Origin of the sequence: Rhodobium gokarnense (assembly GCF_025961475.1) — a bacterium.
GTDB lineage: Bacteria > Pseudomonadota > Alphaproteobacteria > Rhizobiales > Rhodobiaceae > Rhodobium > Rhodobium gokarnense.
Window position 1 is genome coordinate 341,267 of the sequence record NZ_JAOQNS010000002.1, and the last position, 19,989, is coordinate 361,255.

At 66.7% G+C, this 19,989-nt stretch carries 15 protein-coding genes and 1 tRNA gene; 5 read left to right on the forward strand and 11 right to left on the reverse strand.

Annotated features, from left to right (window positions below):
• Nucleotides 1-108 precede the first annotated feature (108 nt).
• On the forward strand, nt 109-951 hold the full coding sequence (locus M2319_RS04310; RefSeq protein ID WP_264600208.1) for an LOG family protein: 843 nt from the start codon (nt 109-111) through the stop codon (nt 949-951).
• Nucleotides 952-1,068: 117 nt separating this feature from the next.
• Here the strand turns inward: M2319_RS04310 and M2319_RS04315 are convergent, their stop codons facing one another.
• The 9 genes from M2319_RS04315 to rpmH form a co-directional block, all read right to left on the reverse strand.
• On the reverse strand, nt 1,069-1,788 hold the full coding sequence (locus M2319_RS04315) for a pyrimidine 5'-nucleotidase (protein WP_264600209.1): 720 nt from the start codon (nt 1,786-1,788) through the stop codon (nt 1,069-1,071).
• A gap of 285 nt (nt 1,789-2,073) precedes the next feature.
• Nucleotides 2,074-2,904, reverse strand: a complete 831-nt coding sequence (argB, locus tag M2319_RS04320) for an acetylglutamate kinase (RefSeq protein ID WP_264600382.1) — start codon at nt 2,902-2,904, stop codon at nt 2,074-2,076.
• Nucleotides 2,905-3,171: 267 nt separating this feature from the next.
• Complete coding sequence (locus tag M2319_RS04325; RefSeq protein WP_264600210.1) at nt 3,172-3,720, reverse strand: NapC/NirT family cytochrome c; 549 nt, start codon at nt 3,718-3,720, stop codon at nt 3,172-3,174.
• Between the two features lie 156 nt (nt 3,721-3,876).
• Nucleotides 3,877-5,172 (reverse strand): NAD(P)/FAD-dependent oxidoreductase, encoded by a 1,296-nt coding sequence (locus M2319_RS04330; protein ID WP_264600211.1) that lies wholly within the window; start codon nt 5,170-5,172, stop codon nt 3,877-3,879.
• Nucleotides 5,173-5,184: 12 nt separating this feature from the next.
• Nucleotides 5,185-5,811 carry a c-type cytochrome gene (locus M2319_RS04335; RefSeq protein WP_264600212.1) on the reverse strand — a complete coding sequence of 209 codons (627 nt, stop codon included), beginning with the start codon at nt 5,809-5,811 and terminating at the stop codon, nt 5,185-5,187.
• A gap of 239 nt (nt 5,812-6,050) precedes the next feature.
• Nucleotides 6,051-6,740, reverse strand: coding sequence for a ribosome biogenesis GTP-binding protein YihA/YsxC (gene yihA / locus M2319_RS04340; RefSeq protein WP_264600213.1), 690 nt, complete (start codon nt 6,738-6,740; stop codon nt 6,051-6,053).
• Nucleotides 6,741-6,762: 22 nt separating this feature from the next.
• Nucleotides 6,763-8,631, reverse strand: coding sequence for a membrane protein insertase YidC (yidC, locus tag M2319_RS04345; RefSeq protein ID WP_264600214.1), 1,869 nt, complete (start codon nt 8,629-8,631; stop codon nt 6,763-6,765).
• Nucleotides 8,632-8,713: 82 nt separating this feature from the next.
• Nucleotides 8,714-9,115: a ribonuclease P protein component gene (gene rnpA, locus M2319_RS04350; RefSeq protein ID WP_264600215.1), complete on the reverse strand. Its 402-nt coding sequence runs from the start codon at nt 9,113-9,115 to the stop codon at nt 8,714-8,716.
• A gap of 27 nt (nt 9,116-9,142) precedes the next feature.
• A complete protein-coding gene (rpmH, locus tag M2319_RS04355) occupies nt 9,143-9,277 on the reverse strand; it encodes a 50S ribosomal protein L34 (protein ID WP_264600216.1) in 135 nt (44 codons plus the stop codon).
• Nucleotides 9,278-9,779: 502 nt separating this feature from the next.
• On the opposite strand from rpmH, the gene M2319_RS04360 reads away from it, so the two are divergent.
• From M2319_RS04360 to M2319_RS04375, 4 genes are all read left to right on the forward strand, one after another.
• A complete protein-coding gene (locus M2319_RS04360) occupies nt 9,780-10,541 on the forward strand; it encodes a TVP38/TMEM64 family protein (protein WP_264600217.1) in 762 nt (253 codons plus the stop codon).
• Nucleotides 10,542-10,620: 79 nt separating this feature from the next.
• A complete protein-coding gene (locus M2319_RS04365; protein ID WP_264600218.1) occupies nt 10,621-12,051 on the forward strand; it encodes a dihydrolipoyl dehydrogenase family protein in 1,431 nt (476 codons plus the stop codon).
• Between the two features lie 80 nt (nt 12,052-12,131).
• The gene (locus M2319_RS04370; protein WP_264600219.1) at nt 12,132-13,658 is read left to right on the forward strand and encodes a sensor histidine kinase; all 1,527 of its coding nucleotides are present in this window, start codon (nt 12,132-12,134) and stop codon (nt 13,656-13,658) included.
• Nucleotides 13,659-13,937: 279 nt separating this feature from the next.
• Nucleotides 13,938-14,014 (forward strand) — tRNA-Arg (locus tag M2319_RS04375).
• Between the two features lie 293 nt (nt 14,015-14,307).
• Here M2319_RS04375 and M2319_RS04380 read toward each other — a convergent pair.
• Together M2319_RS04380 and M2319_RS04385 are read right to left on the reverse strand one after the other, a co-directional pair.
• The gene (locus tag M2319_RS04380; RefSeq protein WP_264600220.1) at nt 14,308-18,072 is read right to left on the reverse strand and encodes a serine/threonine protein kinase; all 3,765 of its coding nucleotides are present in this window, start codon (nt 18,070-18,072) and stop codon (nt 14,308-14,310) included.
• A 15-nt stretch (nt 18,073-18,087) separates the two neighbouring features.
• Nucleotides 18,088-19,752: an FHA domain-containing protein gene (locus M2319_RS04385; RefSeq protein WP_264600221.1), complete on the reverse strand. Its 1,665-nt coding sequence runs from the start codon at nt 19,750-19,752 to the stop codon at nt 18,088-18,090.
• Between the last annotated feature and the right edge of the window lie 237 nt (nt 19,753-19,989).

Here is a 19,989-nt window from a genome sequence, read left to right on the forward strand (position 1 = left end):
ATGCGGCCCCGTCGCCCTCCTTGCGGCACTCTTGCGCTGGTGCCGCGAAACGCCTACCGAGGGCGGGGCCGCGGGAGGCCCTCAAGGCGCGACAAGGGGAGAGGCGCAATGCAAGATGGCGAAGGCCGCCGGTCCGGCAAGGGCTTTCCGACCGCGGTCCAGGACCGCGAGGCCTGGGAGCGCACGCCCGACACGCCGCAGACCCTGTCGCCGGCCTACCGGCTCGCCTTCGATGACCCGGACTTCCTGCTGCGCCCGGAGCTGCGGCCGATGCGCCTGCAATTGGAGCTGCTGAAGCCGGAGATCATCCTGCGCGAGCGCGGCATCGATTCGACCATCGTCATCTTCGGCTCGGCCCGCATCGCGGCGCCGGGCGGCGAGCCGATCGTCGATGCCACGCCGGAGATCGCCGAACGGCTGGCCGCAAAGCAGCACTATTACGACGAGGCCCGCAAGCTGGCGCGGCTCGCCTCCCAGGAATCCATGAAGCATTACGGCCGCGAATTCGTCGTCTGCTCCGGCGGTGGGCCGGGCATCATGGAGGCCGCCAACCGGGGCGCGGCGGAAATCGGCGCCCCCTCCATCGGCCTCAACATCGTGCTGCCCCACGAGCAGGCGCCGAACGAGTACATCAGTCCGGCGCTGTCGTTCCAGTTCCACTACTTCGCCGTCCGCAAGATGCATTTCCTGCTGCGGGCCAAGGCGCTCGCCTGCTTCCCCGGCGGCTTCGGCACCTTCGACGAGCTCTTCGAGGCACTCTGCCTGATCCAGACCGGCAAGGTCGAGCCGATGCCGATCCTGCTCTTCGGCGAGGATTACTGGCGCCGCGTCATCAATTTCGAGGCCCTGGTGGAGGAGGGGACGATCGCGCCCCGCGACCTGCATCTGTTCTCCTATGTGGAGACGGCCGAGGACGGCTGGAAGATGATCCGGGACTATTACGACATCTAAAGCACTTTCCCAAAAAGTTGATAGACTTTTTGGATAAGAAATCGCGTCGAAACAGAGACCTAAAGCATGTTGCGTGTTTCGGAAAAACGCAACATGCTTTAACGGCGGCGCGGCCCGTTACTCCGGCCGGCGTATCTTCACGAGAATCTCGCCGAGGAACTCCGCCAGCCCGTCGGCGACAAACTCGATATGCGGGTCGGCCGAGCCTTCCAGTTCCCAGCTCTCCCGCAACACCTCTCTTGTGCCGCGCGGCACGATGAGGACCGTGCGCATGCCGAGCTCATGCGGGACGGTGAGGTTGCGCGGCAGGTCCTCGAACATCGCCGCCTTCGTCGGATCGATGCCCTTCAAGGTCAGGAAGCGGTCATAGGTCTCCGCGTGCGGCTTCGGCAGGTGGTCGGCGGCGACGATATCGAAGATATCCTCGAAACGGTCGGTGATGCCGAGCCGGTTCGCCACCTTTTCCGCATGGCTGACCGTGCCGTTGGTCATGATGAACTTGCGGCCCGGCAGCTTGTCGATGGCAGCGCCCAGTTCCGGGTCCGGCTGCACCGCGGAATGGTCGATGTCATGGACGTATTTGAGGAATTCGTCGGGCGAGATGCCATGCTCCAGCATCAGGCCGCGCAGCGTGGTGCCGTAGCGCCGGTAATAGTCCTTCTGCAGCCGATGCGCCTCGTCCGGCCCTGAGCCGGTCAGCCGCTGCACGAAGTCGCGCATGCGCACATCGACCTGGGCAAAGAGGTTGATGTGTTCCGGATAGAGCGTGTTGTCGAGGTCGAAGATCCAGGTATCGACGTCGCAAAACGCATCGAGGGAACGCAGGTGCTGGCGCAATTTAGTGCTCGGATAGGGGAAAGGGTTGTTGCCGGGAACCTATAGCGCCCAGCGGCAAACGCAACAGGCCCCGATGACCGTTTCGCGGATCATCCTGGTCACGATGGTCTTCCATCGTGACCAGGCAAGCGCGAACGCGCGCCGGCGCCGATGCGCCGAAAAGCCTGCGTGGCGCTTGAACGCAAGGATCATCCTGGTCGCGATGGCCTGCCATCGTGACCAGGCAAGGCCGAACGGCCGCCGGCGCCGATGCGCCGTAAAGCCTGCGTGGCGCTTGAACGCCAACTAACGAGTGATCAGCGTGCCGGCGCCGTGCTCGGTGAAGATTTCCAGGATCACCGGGTGCGGCACCGTGCCGTTGAGGATGACGACGCCTTCGACACCCTGGTCGAGCGCATCGATGCAGGTCTGCACCTTGGGGATCATGCCGCCATGGATGGTGCCGTCGGCGATCAGAGCCTTGGCCTCGGCCTCGCTCAGCTCCCGGATCAGCTTGCCGTTCTTGTCGAGGACGCCCGGCACGTCGGTGAGGAACAGGAGCCGCTTGGCGCTGAGCGCCCCGGCGATGGCGCCCGCGAAGGTATCCGCATTGACGTTGTAGGTGGCGCCCGCATCGTCGGCGGCGACCGGGGCCAGCACCGGGATGAACTCGCCGCGGGCAAGGAGGTCGATGACCTCGCGCCGCACCTTCTTCGGCTCGCCGACGAAGCCGAGGTCGACGATCCGCTCGATCGCCGATTCCGGATCGCGCACGGTCCGCTTCAGCTTTTCCACCGTGACCATGTTGCCGTCCTTGCCGCAAAGGCCGATGGCGCGCCCGCCCTCCGCGTTGATGGCGGCGACGATCTCCTTGTTGATGCCGCCGGCGAGCACCATTTCGACGACCGCGATGGTCGGCTCGTCGGTGACCCGGAGGCCCTCGCGGAACTCGCTCTTGATGCCGAGCCGTTCCAGCATCTTGCCGATCTGCGGCCCGCCGCCATGGACCACGATCGGGTTGACGCCGGCCTGCTTGAGGAGCGTGACGTCGCGGGCGACGGTGCGCGAGATTTCCGGATCGCCCATGGCGTGGCCGCCATATTTGACGACGACGGTGGTGTCGTCATAGCGCTGCATATAGGGCAGCGCCTCGGAAATCGTCCGTGCCCGTTTGATGAAGCTCTCAAGCTGCGGCAGCTCGACTGTATCCACGGCTGGCGGTCCTCGTTCTGGGTCTGTCGGGCTGTTCGGCCGCCATGCCGGTGCCGCGCGAGGCGGCTCCGGCGGCGCCGGAAAGGGTGGGCGACGCAAACAGGATTGTTCTGTCCCTAAAAAGACGCCGGATGCGCCCGCCGTCAAGGCGCGCTGCAGCGAAGCGCGGAAAGCGGGCGCGCCACCTTCACCCTAACCGTCGTAATTGGCCGGCAGCTTGTGGACGATGCCCTTGTGGCAGGAGATGCAATGGTCGCCGGTCTCGACCGCCTCGGTGTGCTTGCGCCGGGCGCGCCGGCTCTGCTCTTCCAACTCCATGGATTCAAAGTCGTGGCAGCCGCGACAGTTCTTCGACTTGCGGCTTTCCATATGGCGCCAGACCCGCTTGGCCATCACCAGCCGCTGCGCCTCGTATTTCTCCGGCGTGTCGATGGTGCCGAGGAGGTGGTGCAGTACGTCCTTGGAAGCGGCGATCTTGGCGATGTATTTGGCCGGGAAATCCTTCGGCACATGGCAGTCGGCGCAGCCCACATGGACGCCGGAGATGTTCTTGTGGTGGAAGCTGCGCTTGTATTCTTCGTAATTGGTCTGCATCTCGTGGCAGGAAATGCAGAACTCGGTGCGGTTGGTGTAGTCGAGGGCGGCGCTGAAGCCGACCATGGCAACGAAGATGCCGAGTGTGCCGAGAAACAGCGTGCCGAGCACGGCAGGCCGTCTCACCCAGTTCCAAAAACGCTTCACGTCTCGTTCCCACCCTTGGCGAAGGCGACGTTGCGCCTTCCGTTCATCTCGCGGCTGGTTTGCCGCTTTGCCTATGTGTTGCGCTCACAGATCGCTCTGACAGTCGGGACTCCCCGCCGGAGCGGGAAGTCCCTTCTGCCTCCGGGGGCGGTCAGGCTACCCCCAGGTGTCCTTGCGGATGTTGTTGTACCAGCTATGCGCGAAGGCGACCTCGCGCTTGCGCTGTTCGGGGCTGGCATCGACCGGCGTCAGGCCGCCGGCGCCCTCGACGCCGGCGATCGTGTTGTCGTCGGCTTTGTAGCGATAGACGGCGGCGACGGAGAAGCCGTAGTCGGTGCCGGCGATCGAGTAGCAGGTGTTGACGTAAGAGGGCTGCGGCATCTCCTTGCCGGCCAGCGCCGCAACGATCGCCGCCGCCGTGACCTTGCCCTGCGAGTTCGCCGAATAGCCCGACTTCGGCATCGCGGTGGCGATCGCGGCATCGCCGATCACATGCACGCCGGCATGCTTCGACGATTCGAACGTCATCTTGTCGACCGGGCACCAGCCGCTGTCGTCGGCGAGATCGGCATCGAGCGCGATCTTGCCGGCCTTCTGCGGCGGGATGTAGTTGATGACCGCCGGATCGAAGCTCTCGAAGTCGGTCTCCACGGTCATCGCCGCCGCGTCCAGCTTGTTGATCGCGCCGACCTTGGAGAAGGTGTTCCACTCGATCATGCTGTTGTCGGTGCCGTGGCCGTAGAGGTCTTTCCAGGCCTGCATGAAGAGGCCCTGCTTGGAGAATTTCTCCTTCGGATCGAGGATCATCACCTTCGATTTCGGCTTTTCGGCCTTGAGGTAGTGGGCGATCATGCTGGCCCGCTCATAGGGTCCCGGCGGGCAGCGGAACGGGTTCGGCGGGGCGATGATGACGACGAGGCCGCCGTCTTCCATGGCCTCCAGTTGCGAGCGCAGCAGCGCGGTCTGCGGACCGGCCTGCCAGGCGTGCGGGATCTTTTCCTGCGCCGCCTCGTCATAGCCCTCGATGCCGTCGGTGACGAAGCTGATGCCCGGCGCCACCACGCAGCGGTCGAAATTGAGGGTTTCGCCGCCGGCCGTGGTCACGGTCCTGGCGTCGGGATCGATGCCGGAGGCCCGGTCCTGGACCATGGTGATGCCCATGGACTTCAGCCCGTCATAGCCGACCTCGATGCCCTCCAGCGTGCGCTCGCCGCCGAGCACCTCGTTCGACATGAAGCAGGTGTGGTAGCTCGACTTCGGCTCCACCACGGTGACCGAGATGTCCGGATTGGCGAGCTTCAGGTAGCGCGCGGTGGTGGCGCCGCCGACACCGCCGCCGACGATGACAACATTGCCGCCGGTCGCCCGCGCGATGTGGGGAAGGCCGAGCGTGGCGCCGGCCACGGCGGCACCGCCGATCCTGATGAAGTTGCGGCGTGATAATCTGGTCATGGTGTCCTCCCCCTAGTTCTTCGAGCCGAAGAAGTGGATCACGGCTGTGACCCCGTCCTCGCCCTCGGTATCGACCAGTTCCTTCAGGTTGCGCATCTTCTTGCGCCGTTCCTTCGACGACAGCGCCTCGTTCTTTTCCAGGTCGCGCCGGCCGGAGATCAGGTCGTGAAGCTGGTGGTCGAGATAGGGCATCATCTGGCCGGCGAGCGCCGGATAGTCGATCGCCGACATGCCCTCGTCCTCGTGGCAGTCCTCGCACAGGTTGTCGTAGATCTGCTTGCCCCTGGCGACGAGGTCAGGGTCGGTGTTCTGGTCGACGACGCGGCCGAAGGGCTGCTTGGCGAAATAGTCGGCGATGAGCTTCAGCTCCTCGTCCGAATAGCCCTTGGCGATGCGCTGCATGATCGTCGACGGCCGCTCTCCTTCCCGGAACGCCACCATGGTCTCGAACATGTAGGCGGCATTGGTGCCGCCGATGGTCGGCGCCGCCGGCCCGTAGCTGGTGCCGTTCGGGCCGTGACAGCCATTGCAGGTGTTGGCGAGCATGGACGCTTCCAGCTCGGCCGCGGGCGCCTGGCCCGCGACGCTCACCAGCGCCATGACAGCGAGTGCTGACGAAAGAATCCCCCGAGCTTTCATGTTTCCTCCCTTCTGGTGTTTGGTTTTTATCGGGACGGAAAGCCTAATATTCATTTTTTTGAAAATAAACAGGTGTTTCGACGTACTCCGCAATAAAACGGCCGTATGGACATGTCGTTCCGCAGTGCAACATCAAGAGACGTTGCACGTGCAACACTTCGTTGTTTTGTTAGGAATAGTTTTCAGGTTTTTTCGGCGGAATTATCAAATAATACCAGGGTCGCGTACCGGAATCTCTGTCAGAGCGCGGAAAGACGACTGATCTCGGCCCGTAATTCGGCAATTCCGGTGCCTTTTTCCGAAGAGGTCACGATGATCTTCGGGTGCGCCGCAGGGCGCTTGGCAATGCCGGCGGCGGTCTTTTCGATGACCGTTTCCAGTTCGCCCTTTTTCGGCTTGTCGGCCTTGGTCAGCACGATCTGGTAGGACATCGCGGTGGCGTCCAAGAGGTCCATCACCGCGCCGTCGTTCTCCTTCAGCCCGTGGCGGGCATCGATCAGGAGATAGACGCGCTTCAGGCTGGTCCGGCCCTTCAAATAGTCGACGATCAGCCCGGTCCAGTTGGCGACCGCGGTCTTGGCGACCTTGGCGTAGCCGTAGCCGGGCATGTCGACGATGACGATGGGCGAGGTGGCGGCGGTCTCAGCAGCTGCGAAGAAGTTGAGCTCGCGGGTGCGGCCGGGCGTGTTGGAGGTGCGGGCGAGCGCCTTCCTGCCGGTCAGCGCGTTGATGAGGCTCGACTTGCCGACATTGGAGCGGCCGGCAAAGGCGACCTCGATGCCGGCTTCCGGCGGCAATTGCCGGGTCGCCGCGACGCCGAGCAGGAACTGCCAGGGCCGGGCGAACAGGAGCCGCCCGGCCTCGATCTCGGCCTCGGTGAGAGCGTCCGGATCGCTGTCCGGGCTCTGGTCTTGCGGGTCGTCGGCCATCGCGGCGGACCGGCAGCAGCCCCTAGCTGCCGCCTTCCTTCGGTTTCTTCTTCTTGAAGGTGTCGGCGACGTTCTTGAACAGCTCCACCTTCACCCCCTGGCGCCGCATGATGACGTATTGCTGCAGGATCGAGAGCGAGTTGTTCCAGGCCCAGTAGATCACCAGACCGGCCGGGAACGAGGCCAGCATGAAGGTGAACAGCACCGGCATCCAGGTGAAGATCATCTGCTGGGTCGGGTCCGGCGGCGCCGGGTTCAGCTTCATCTGCAGGAACATGGTGACGCCCATGATCAGCGGCCAGACGCCGATCATCAGCATGTGCGGCGGGTCCCAGGCAATGAGGCCGAAGAGGTTGAAGACCGATGTCGGGTCCGGCGCGGCCAGGTCCTGGATCCAGCCGAAGAACGGCGCGTGGCGCATCTCGATGGTGACGAACAGCACCTTGTAGAGCGCAAAGAACACCGGGATCTGAATGACGATCGGCAGACAGCCGGACAGCGGATTGATCTTCTCCTTCTGGAAAAGCTCCATCTGCGCCTGCTGCTGCTTCACCTTGTCGTCCGGGAAGCGCTCCTTCAGGGCCTGGACCTGCGGCTGGATCTTCTTCATCCGGCTCATCGACACGTAGGACTTGTTGGCCAGCGGGAAGAACACGAGCTTGACCATCACGGTGACGACGAGGATGGCGATGCCGAAATTGCCGACCAGCCGGAACAGGTAGTCGATGATGTAGAACAGCGGCTTGGTGATGAAATAGAACCAGCCCCAGTCGATCAGGAGGTCGAAGCCCTCGATGTCGTAGGCATCGCCGTAGCGGTCGATGACGGCGACCTGCTTGGCGCCGGCGAACAGGCGCTGCTCGGTCGTCGCCGAGCCGCCGGCCGCGACCGTCACCGGATCGGCCAGGTAGTCGGCCTGGAAGATGTTCTTGGCCCCCGCCGCGCGCGAAGAGAACTTCGGCTGGAACTGGGTGCCCTGGCGCGGGATCAGCGTCGCCGCCCAGTACTTGTCGGTGATGCCGAGCCAGCCGCGCGAGACCTTCGGCGGCGTCACGTGGCGGGCATCCTCCGTCAGGTCGTCATAGTCGACCTCCTGCAGGCCTTCGTCGCCGAAGACGCCGAGGAGGCCCTCGTGCAGGATGTAGAAATTGGTCGTGTGCGGCTTGCCGTGGCGCGAGATCAGCGCATAGGGATAGAGGACGGCGGCATCATCGCCGCTGTTCTCCACCGCGTCGGAGACGGTGAAGAGATAGTCGTCGTCGACCTTATAGGTGCGCTTGAAGGTGAGCCCGGCGCCATTGTCCCAGGAAAGCACGACCGGGCTCGAGGGCGTCAGCGTCGCCCCGCTTTCCACCGACCACACCGTGTCGGCGGTCGGCAGCGACAGGTTCGCGGCCGGATCGGCGACCCAACCCATCTCCGCATAGTAGGCATCCGGTGCGCCGGACGGCGAGAACAGCACGATGTTGGGGCTGTCCGGCTTCACGGTCTCGCGGTACTGCTTGAGTACGATGTCGTCGATGCGCCCGCCCTTCAGGTTGATCGAGCCGGAAATGCTCGGCGTGTCGACGGGGACGCGCGCGCTGTTGGCGATGGCGGCGGCCCGGCTCGTCTCCGCGGCGGCCGGCGCGGTTCCGCCCGGCTGCGGCGTTGCCTGGCCCGGCGTCGGCGTTGCCGGCGGGGCCGCCGGCGCGGCGCTGTCGCTACCGGGCGTAACATCCGGCGCCGGCGAGCCCGGCGTTGCCACCGTCTGTTCCTGCTGCTGCGTCTCCAGCGCCGCCTGGCGCTGCTGTTCCTGCTCGATCTTCGGGCCGGCGTAGAAATACTGCCAGGCCACCAGCACCACCAGCGAGAGGACGATCGCAAGGATCAGGTTGCGGTTTTCGGACATCGAATGCTCTCGCTGTTGTCTTGCCTGGCAAAGGGCCGCTCGCGGCCGCGCCGCACTGGCCCGTCTTGCTGGCCCGAACGCATCAGGCCGTGTGTCTGGGGGACCGCTTGGTCTTGTGGATCATTCCAATCGCTGCCGAAAGGTCTCGTGTCAACAGGTCGAACGGCACCCGGAGCGCCTTGCGCCGGCCGATCAGCACGTAATCGCAGCCGCCGCGCGCCTGCGGCAGGACCTCTTCGACCGCTGCCTTCAGGCGCCTGCGGATGCGGTTGCGCTCCACGGCATTGCCGGTGCGCTTGGTCACCGTGAAGCCGAAGCGCGGCGGTGCCTCCGCCGGCCGCTCGCACAGTCCCTGCAGCACGAACGCAGAACGCGCCGCCCGCGCGCCGCGGGCAGCGTTCAAGAATTCGGAGCGCTTTTTCAGGCGGTTCATGACGCAAGAGGCGCTCAAAGCGGTGCGGGGCGCCGGGGTGGCCTCGGTCATTGCCGCGCCGTCCCCTGTCGCCGTCCGCTACGCTGAAAGGCGCTTGCGGCCACGGGCGCGGCGCCGCGCGATCACCTGGCGGCCGCCCTTGGTTGCCATGCGGGCACGAAAACCGTGCCGCCGTTTGCGCACCAGCTTGCTGGGTTGAAAAGTCCGTTTCATCACATGCCACCGCCGGCTGGCGGCCTCTTTACCTGTTGCGAATTGTCCAATGAGGTCTCGCGACAAGACGTCGCGACACGCCGGTCGCGGCGATCCTCTGCCTTTCGGCTGCGCTGCCGGGCTTATAAGGGCGCCTCTGCGGCAAGTCAATCGCGCCGCGTCGCCGCAACGGCGGAAATCTGGCGCCCAGGCTCACGTCCGGACTCACGTTCCGGTTCACGCCGGGGTGAGCGGCGGGTGAGGTCGGATCAAATGACCTTGAGGAGGACGCGCCAAGCCGCCGTCATCGCTACATTGCCAATATGCGGGGCGCGCCGGCACGAGGCAACGGCCGGCACCGTACCCGGGATCGGCACCGGCCTCGCGCCGTGCGCTTGACCCGGGCCGCAATACAACGAAGGAATGAAAGACAGGCATGTCGATCGACGAGGCAGAACGGGGCACGCGGCCCGCACGCCCGGCAAGGCGGGGCAGGGACGAGCCGGTTGGGGGTGACAGGGGTTTGGCAATACACGCAAAGCGCTGGGTGCCGCTGGTCGCCATCCTCGCCCTCATGGTCGCCGGCTATCTGGCCGGCTGGCACGAATATCTGAGCCTGTCGGAGCTGATCCGCCACCGCGAGACGGTTTCCGGCTTCATCGCTGAAAACCTGGTCACCTCGATCCTCATCTATGCGGCCGTCTACGCCGTCGTCATCGCGCTCTCCTTTCCCGGCGGCTCTTTCCTGACGATCGCCGGCGGGCTGTTCTTCGGCTGGCTTATCGGCGGCCTCGTCACCGTCGTTGCCGCAACGCTGGGCGCCACCGCCATCTTCCTGGCCGCCCGCACCTCCCTCGGCGATGCGCTTCGTGCCCGCGCGGGGCCCCGGCTCGCCCAGCTTTCCGAAGGCTTCCGCAAGGACGCCGCGAGCTATCTCCTGTTCCTCCGGCTGACGCCGATCTTCCCGTTCTGGCTCGTCAACCTTGCTCCCGCGCTGTTCCGCGTGCCGCTCGGCACCTACATGGCCACCACCGTCATCGGCATCATTCCCGGCACCTTCGCCTATGCCGTCTTCGGCTCCGGCCTCGACAGCGTCATCGCCGCCCAGGAACAGGCCAATCCCGGCTGCGGCGCGAGCGGCACCTGCTCGATCGACACCTCGGCGATCCTGACGCCGGAGCTGATCGCCGCCTTCGTCCTCCTCGGCGTCGTCGCGCTGATCCCGGCGGCCCTGAAAAAATGGCGCCGCGCCCGCACGGCCGGCAAGGAAGCGAACAAAAGCTGAGCCGCCGCGTTATCCTGCCGCAATATTCCGGGCGGGCCCTCGGTCCGTCCGCCCTGATTTTTCATTCCCTGGAGCAACGATGAGCGAGACCCTCACCCCCGACATCTGTGTCATCGGCGCCGGCTCCGGCGGCCTCACGGTGGCGGCCGCGGCTGCCTCCTTCGGCGTGCCGGTCGTGCTCATCGAAAAGGGCGAGATGGGCGGCGACTGCCTCAACACCGGCTGCGTGCCGTCGAAGGCGCTGATCGCCGCGGCAAAGCACGCCCATGCTTTTTCGACCGGCGAACCGTTCGGCATCGCGGCTCAAGTGCCCGCCATCGACTTCGAAAAGGTCAACGCCCACGTCCACGACGTCATCGCGGGGATCGCCCCGCATGACTCCGAGGAGCGCTTCGAGGGCCTCGGCGTCACCGTCATCCGCGCCGAGGCCCGCTTCACCGACCGCGACACGGTCGTTGCCGGCGGCACCACCATCAAGGCCCGCCGCTTCGTCGTCGCTGCCGGTTCTTCGCCCGCCGTGCCGCCCATCGACGGGCTGGCAGGGGTGCCGTATCTCACCAACGAGACGATCTTCGACCTCAAGACGTGCCCGGAGCACCTGATCATCGTCGGCGGCGGTCCGATCGGCATGGAGATGGCCCAGGCCCATCGCCGCCTCGGGGCAAAAGTCACTGTCCTGGAAGCGGCAAAGGCCCTGCCGAAGGACGACCCGGAGAACGCCAAGGTGGTGCTCGATGCGATCCGGGCCGAGGGCGTCGAGATACGCGAGGGCGTCACCGTCAAATCCGTCGCCAGCGACGGACCCGGCATCGCCGTCACCGTGGAGACGGGTGAGGGGGCCAGGGAGCAAATCGCCGGCTCGCACATCCTCGTTGCCGCCGGCCGCACGCCGAACCTTGCCGGCCTGAACCTGGACGCCGCCGGCATCGCCGCCGACAAGAAGGGAATTTCGGTCGATGCCGGCCTTCGCACTAGCAACCGCCGCGTCTATGCCATTGGCGACATCGCCGGCGACCTGCAGTTCACCCATGTCGCCGGCTACCACGCCGGCCTCGTCATCCGCTCCATCCTCTTCCGCCTGCCGGTCAAGGCGAAGACGCCGATCATCCCCTGGGTCACCTACACCGACCCCGAACTCGCCCAGATCGGCCTCACCGAGGACGCCGCCCGCAAGGAGCACGGTGATGCGGTTACCGTCCTCACCGTGCCCTTCACCGGCAACGACCGCGCCCGCGCAGAGCGCCGCACGGAAGGCCGCATCAAGGTGGTCGCTAGAACGGGTGGGCGCATCCTCGGGGTCAGCATCGTCGGCGTCTCGGCCGGCGAGCTGATCGCGACCTGGGCGCTCGTCGTCTCCGCCGGCCTGAAGCTTCGCGACCTCACCGGTGTCGTAGCGCCATACCCCACTTTCTCGGAGGTCTCGCGCCGTGCCGCCGTCGATTATTATGCCCCCGGCGCAAAGAATCCCTGGGTCCAGCGGCTCGTTCGCTGGCTCCGGGTCTTTGGATAAGCCGCGACCGTTCCTAAATAACAGCATGCGGGAGCATTTTGAGCGGCGCCGGCGGCGCGGCGCCGGAGCCAGGAGCATTTATGGACGCGGGGGCCGACAACGGGGGGCAAAGGGGCACGGCGACCAGCGCCGGGCCGGAGGGATTGCGCGCCGGCGGGCGCCACCGTACCGGGCTTTCCGGCAAGCTGCTGTTCCTCACCATCCTTTTCGTGATGCTTTCCGAAGTGCTGATCTATGTGCCCTCCGTCGCCAATTTCCGCGACGGCTGGCTGCGCGACCGGCTGACCATGGCCGGCATCACCGCGGTCTTCCTGCATGGCGAGCGGTCCTTCGACAGGGCGACCCAGGACAAGCTGCTGGAGGCTTCCGGCGCGCTCGCCATTGCCGGCTATGACGGCGAGCGCCGGCGCCTGATCGCCGCGACCACCATGCCGCCGGAGGTCGACAGCCACATCGACATGCGCGACATGGACCCCTGGACCTCGGTCGCCGAGACGTTCGAGACCCTGGTGTTCGGCGGCGACAGGACGCTTCGCGTCGTCGGCGCCCCGGCCATGGGCGAGGGCTTCGTCGAAATCCTGATCCGCGACGCGCCCCTGCGCGAGGCGATGCTGACCTTTTCCCGCAACATCCTGGCGCTCTCGCTGATCATCTCCGCGATCACCGCGACCCTCGTCTATCTCTCCCTGCGCTGGCTGTTCGTGCGCCCGATGCAGCGGCTGACCCGGGCGATGGCCGAGTTCAGCGACGACCCGGAAAACGCCGACACCGTCATCGCGCCCTCCGGCCGCGCCGACGAGATCGGCGATGCGGAGCTCCGGCTTGCCGCCATGCAGCGCGAACTGGTCAAGACCCTGCACCAGAAGCGCCGGCTCGCCGACCTCGGCCTTGCCGTCTCCAAGATCAACCACGACCTGCGCAACATCCTCGCCTCTGCCCAGCTCTTTTCCGACCGCCTCGGCACGCTGGAGGACCCGACGGTCCAGCGGGTGACCCCGAAGATCGTCGGCGCCCTCGACCGCGCCATCGGCTACACCCGCTCCGTGCTGGAATATGGCCGTGCCGGCGAGGCGACGCCGGAGCGCCGGCTGATCCGGCTCTCCCACCTTGTCGACGACGTCGGCGACCTCCTCGGCGTTGCCGGGTCCGAGACGATCGAATGGACCAACGCGGTCGCCCCGGAACTGGAGATCGACGCGGACCCGGACCAGCTCTTCCGCGTCCTGATGAATCTCTGCCGCAACGCCGTCCAGGTGCTGGACGGCAAGGGCGACCCGACGCTGGTCCGCCGGCTGGAGGTCGGCGCAAGGCGCGGCGACGGCGCGACGCTGATCCAGGTCCGCGACACCGGCCCCGGCGTGCCGGAACAGTTGCGCCCGACCCTTTTCCAGGCGTTTTCCGCAACGGCGCGAAAGGGCGGCACGGGCCTCGGCCTTGCGATCGCCGCCGAACTGGTGCGCGCCCATGGCGGCACCATCAGCCTCACTGACGCCGGCCCCGGCGCCTGCTTCGAGATCCGCATCCCCGATCGCGGCCGGAACGGAGGCAAGAACGGCACGCGGGAGCGCGGCAGGCCTGACAACGGGCAGAACGGCAAGGCCGGATAGGGGCGCTCCTCCCGGCCTTCCGATTTCCGGAGCTGATGTCCCCGACGACCCGCCCGTCCTCGGCGATCGTCCGGTGTCGACGTGGGATTCGATCGGCAAATCATCGAGTCTCAGCCAGATAGCCGGCGAATTTCCGCCATGCTGTCGCGGCCGTTGAAAACATTGTCGCCAAGGCTTGCAATTCGGATCGGATCGACGTACCTCTAGCCTCCGCTTCGGCAGTGCGCTGCCGCAGGCGACAGGGGTTTGGCCCTATAATCGGCCACCTCGAGACGGCAGGCGCCGGTAGCTCAGCTGGATAGAGCACCAGACTACGAATCTGGGGGTCAGGAGTTCGAATCTTCTCCGGCGCGCCATTTCTTTTCGCTCACGCCACTTTTTTCGCTCACGACAGTCTCGCGGCGCTCGACGTCTCCGCGGCGGCGGCCTGGCCGGCCGGCGCCCGTTCGGGCTTGCGAACCCTTGCGGGTTCGGCCGGCCTTCCTTCACATTCCACACCATAGCGCTCACGACGGTCCCGTTTTTCACATCGTCTCCAGGGGACGAACGAAAGACCGGACGCGATGCGGATCGCGAAACTGCGCTTCGGTGATGGTGTGGGGTTCGCCGATGCGCCGCCCTTGTGCCGGCCGGACGGAGTGTCCCGGCCCTATCTCGCCGATATCACATAGGGCAGCATGACGACGGACATGCCGGTCTCGCACGCGGTGCTGAGGGTCTCGAAGAACGATGATCCTGAGATCGCCTGGACGAGCGAACTCGTGCTCGTCTGGCCGGCGGTCGGCGCGAAGGTGCGGAAGTCCGTCCGGTCGCGGCAGGCGACCAGCACGATCGCCTCGAAATTCGATTGGCTGCCGGGCGCCGGTGCGCTCATGATCGCCGGGTCGCCGGGCGGCGGGAAGGTCATCGTCTCGCCGGCGGCAAGGTCGATCCGCGACGTCCCGGAGCGCGGATAGAGCCGCACCACGGTCTCGTTCTCGAACCAGGCAAAGACCCCGAGGCTGACGGCGACGTCCCCTGCGGTCGCGGTGAACCGGATCGGGTCGCGCACCGTTATCCGGTCCTCAAGCAACTTGGCCTCGATCAGCGGCTCGGCATCGAACAGCCGGACGCCGGCATCGAGGCTGGCCGTTGCCGCGCCGTCCCCGGTGCGGCCCGCCGTCCAGGCCTCGCCATGGGGAATGCCGTGGCGGATCGCGGTGAGTGCCTCGGCCCACTGGTCGTAAGTCGAAATCGGGGCGGAGGCCGGCTCACCGGTTTCGGCGGCGGCCTCGATGGCGCCCGCCCGGGCCTGCGCCCGCGCCGCCATCCGCACCGCCTCGTCCGTCGCCAGGTCGTCGCTCTTTATCGCGCCGCCGGTCGCCTCGAAGCGGGACGGCCGCGGCGGCGGGGCCGGCGGAAGGGCGGGGGTTGGCGCGACACGCGCCGTCTCCCGGCTGCGGTCCGCCGGTTGTTTCTCGTCATCGCCGCCTTTCCCCGGTGCCGCTTCCTCTTCCGCGCTCGGCTCCGGCTCCGGCCGGGCAACGGCCCGCGCCGCGACGGCAAGGTCGTAGTCGCTCGGCCAGGAACCGTTGTTGCGGATGATGAGTGTGAAGCGTCGTGTCCGGTCGGAGGCGGCAAGCCGCAGATCCTCGTCGGCGACGCCGGAAAGGCGGCTTGCGCCGACGGTAGTGCCGTCGCGATCGCGAAGCAGGAGGTCGAGGTCCTCGCTCGCGCTTGAAAGGGCGATGGCAAGGTCAAGGTCCGGGCCGAGGCTGACGGGGATCTCCCTGGTCGCGCCGCCGCCGACGACCTGCCGGTCGCGCGCGACGCTCGCCGGCGCGGTGATCTCGATCGGCTCCGGCGCCGTCTGCGCGCCGGCCGGGATGGTCCGCGACAGGCCGAAGGAAACGGCGAGCGTCTCCGCCGTGTCGCCGACGAGCCGCAGCCGCGCCACATATTGCCCGGCATCCAGAAGCACGCTGCCGCGGCCGCCGCCGAGCACGATGGTCTTTTCCACCGATCCGCCTTCCCGCCGAAGGCTCGCCTCGAACCGGTGCTCCGCGTCGACGGGCGCCGTCTCGGCAACCTCCAGGGAGACGCGGGCAAGCTCGCCGAGGCCGAAGACGAAATGGGCGACGTCGCGGTCCGGCTCGAAGATGAGGGGCGCGCGCGTGAAGCGGTCGTCGAGGGAGCCGAACTCCGCCGGCCGGCTTTCCAGCGCCCCGGGCGGCTGCACCGTCTCCTGGATCGGGTCGGCCGAGAGCGTCACCACGAGGCTGCCTGCCTCTCCGCTGGAAAGGTCGAGCATCATGACATAGTCGCCGGCGCCAAGGTCGATGGCCTCGTCCAGGTCGCCGCCGTCGATCTCCTTGCCGGCGAGCCGGCGGGCCGTCGCCTTTTCAAAGAGCGCGAAACGAACGAGGCGCGGCGAGCTTGCCGCGACCTGGACGGCTGCCCGCTCCGTCAGGCTGAAGGCGAGATAGCGCACGGCCGCTTCGGCCGGCACCTCGAGGGACGGGCGGATCGGCTCCGTCGTGAGGTCCGGCAACAGCCGCGCGGTCTCGAAGCTGGCACCCTCGTCCACCCGGTAGCGCACCGTCGGCGGGGCCGGCTCGGCCGCTCTCGGCGGGGCCGAGACGGCAAGGCTCAGTGTGTAGTCGTAGGGCCCGTCGCTCGTGCGCTGAAGGCGGACGGTATAGCGGCCGGGAGCCAGCCGCTCGCGGGCGACGGCGGCGACGTCATCCTTGCTGTCGAGGCGGCGCACCAAATTGCGGGCATCGTCGTAGAGAACGAGCTCGCCCGCGCCGGAACGCCGTTCCACGCGCAGTTCCAGGACCGAGGCGGCACCGGTGCGGAGCGTGTAGTAGTGATCCTCGCGATAGGCCGGGATCGATCCCTGCCGGGTGACGCTGTCCGTTCCCCCGGCGGTGAGGGTGCCGAGATCGGCCGCACCGTTGATGTTGCGGCCGGGGCGCTCCTTGCCCTGAAAGAACGCCGCCGACAGTTCGAACTCGTACGGCACTTCGCCGGCGTCCTGCGCGATCGTCAGATAGTGCGTACCGGCATCCAGTTCGGCGACGAGGCCGTCGCCCGCCTTGATCAGGCGCCGCGCCTCTCCGGTCTCGTCCTGCAACGAAAGGCCCGAAAGGCGGTCCGCCGGATCGACCACCAGTCGCACATCTGCGGGCTCTGAAAGCCGGAAGCCGTAGACGTCCGCCGGATCGCCGCCGCCGACGGCGTCGGCAAAGGAGAGGGGCTCGGTGCCGAGGACGCCAAGGTCGCGGGCCGTTTCCACGCTGTCGCCGGCGGCATCGACGGCGGCCGGCTGCCGGGTCAGGAAATAGCCGGCGGCCGCGGCGGCAAGGAGCACCACGGCGATGACCAGGGCAACGAGCGCCGGCTTGCGGTTGCGTTCTGCGCTCGCAGGTACGTCCTGATCGGGGAACGGGCCGGTCTCGTCCTCGTCGTCGGTATAGAATTCCGTTGTCGCCGCCGGGCGCGGCGGCGGCGCCAGGTTTTCGTTCTCATCCGTCCCCGCGCCGTCGTCGTCGAAGGATGCCCGCCACTCGGCGATGCTTTGCGGGCGGTCGCCCGGCCGGATGTTGAGCGCCCAGTCGACGGCGGCCAGAAACGCGGGGTCGTAGCCGGAAAGCCCGGCCGTCGCCAGTTGCACGCACGGATCGGCCGCCCCGGACAACGTCGATTCCACCCTGAGCGGCGCCTCGGGCGGATCCTCGCAAAGGATCAGGCGGTAGAGCACCGCCGCCAGCGAATAGACGTCCGTGTAGGGCCCCTGATTGGTGCTGGTGCTGTACTGCTCATAGGGGCTGAAGCCCGGCGAAACGATCGCCGCCATGGTCTGGCTTTTGCCCGCCACCGTGTTGCGCGCCGCGCCGAAGTCGATCAGCACCGGCCGCCCGTCGGCGGCGATCAGGATGTTGTCCGGCTTGATGTCGCGGTGGGTGATGCCCTTGGCGTGGATTGTCGCCAGGGCATCCAGCAGCGGCCGCGTCAGGGCCGTCAGCGCCGCCTGCGGAACGCCGCCGCCGTAGCGCTCCGCCCAGTCGCCGAGCGTCTCGCCGTCCACATGATCCATGATCATGTAGCCGGTGCCGTGGGCGCGCATGAAATTCAGCACCCGCACGATGTTCGGATGGGTCAGGTTGGCGAGGATACGCGCCTCTTCCAGGAACCGGTCGAGGCCCCAGCGGAAGATCTCGTCATATTCCTGCGACTGGATCATCACCGTCTGCGTCGCGTCGCGGAACGCGATGCTCGACGGCAGGAATTCCTTGATGGCGACGTGCTGCCTCAGCGTCGTGTTTTCCGCATCGTAGGTGATGCCGAAGCCGCCCTGGCCGAGGACGCCGTGGATCGTGTAGTCGCCGAGGACGGCTCCCGGAGCCAGCGCGTGTTGTTCTGAAATCGCCATCGCCGCCTGCCGGCCTCAACTGTTCTTCTGCACCAGGAAATCGACGGCGCCGATGGTGAGGCGTTGGCCGGGCGCGAGGCGGCGCGGCTCGGACGGCGGCAACCGGACGCCGTCGAGGAACGTCCCGTTGGTCGAGTTCATGTCTTCCACCTGGGGCTGGCCACCCGCCAGCAGGAACCGGCAATGGCCGCCGGCGGACACCGCCTCGTGGCTGATCACCGCATCGCAGCGGTCCGGATCGCGGCCGACGACGAGGCCGCGCCCGGAAAGGTCGTCGGAGGAAAACTCAATGACGATCTGCTGGCCGGACTTCGGCTCGATGCCCTTCAGCACCCACTGGGTGCCCTTCGACGAGCGCTCGCCATATTTGCGCTTCTGCCAGTCGGTGCTGCTGAGGAACAGGAAGCGCTGGTCGACGAAGCCGAGTTCGTCGCCGGAGCCGATGCCGACCGGCCGGTTGGCGGCGAGCTTGCGCCCGTTCAGCCGGGAGCCGTTGCGCGAGCCGAGGTCCTCCACCAGGAAGCCCCGGTCGGTGAAGGTGAACCGCAAGTGCTCGCGCGAGACCTGTGGCAGGTCGAGGACGAGCCCGCCGGATCTGGGCGCACGCCCGAGCACGACGCCGCCGGCGGCCGCCCGCGCAACGTCGATGCGGTATTCCGACCCCACATGGCGCGAGCCCTTCGGCACCAGGTAATGGTCCTCGCGGACCACCGGACCCCTGCTGCCACCGCCGGAAAACAGCGCGGTGACCCGCTGCATCAGCGTCGGCTCGGTGCCGGGGCCGCGCGACCCCGGTCCGGCCGGGACGGACTGGCGCGTCGCCGCGCCGAGCGCGACGAACAGCGCAACGATCGCCAAAACGCCGGTAAGCGCAACGCCCGCGATCAGATAGTACTGGCGCAGCGCCGGGACGCACGGGCTGGTGACGATCGAGACCGGGATGCCGCGTTCGGTCAGGGTCTTGGCGATCTCGCTGGCATGGGACGAAAAGAACGTCGAATTGGCATTGATCGCATAGACGTTGCCGCCGGCATCCTTGAGCCGTTCGACGGCGCGCTGGGTGTTGACCGCGACCACCTCCTTGCAGGCGTTGATCAGCGGTCCGCCCGAATTGCCCGGATTGATCGGCGCGGTGTGCTGCACGATCTTCAGCGGATGGTTCTTGGTCTCCGACCACGATCCCTCCACGACCCGGCTGACCTCGCCGCGCGTGCGGGTCGAGATCAGCGCCACATCCTGGGTCGCCTTGGTCACCTGGTCGCTGGCGCCGGGAAAACCGATCGCGGTGACGGTGTCCTCCTTTTCCAGATCGCCCGTGTTGAGCTCGAAGGCCGGGGCGTTCAGCCCGGGAACATGGAGGATCGCCAGGTCCAGTTCGTCGGATGCCCACGTCAGGTCGGCATGGAATTCGACCGGCTTCTCGCCCTCCGTCTTGACGAAGATCTCGAACTGCGACTTGCCGAGAACGGGGACGTCGGCACCGCTGATGACGTGCTGGTTGGTGACGACATATTCGGGCGCCACAACGAATCCGGTGCCCGTTGCCCCGCTGATGTCGCGCTTTTCGTCGACCCGGATCTTGAGCACGAAGACGACGCTGTCGTCGACGTCGAACCGGTCGCATCCGGCAAGGCCGGTGAGCGTGAGGAACAGAACGAAAAGTCCGATTGCGCGACGCACCTGCAACGTCCCCCCGGCCGTCAATCGTCAAAAAAACGCCTGCATGCGCCAAAACACGGAACCGATCCGGTTGTCACAACGCCCGATTCGGCCGCTCTGGAAGGCGCATGTCCTGGTTGCGGAACTTTGCATAAACGGGTACCACTGACAAGTTGCCGAGACGGGCCCGCGACGCCGTGGTGGCCTTGAGCTCATTAGTGTTTTTACGGTGCCTGAGGCACGCGCGGGGTGTTGCAC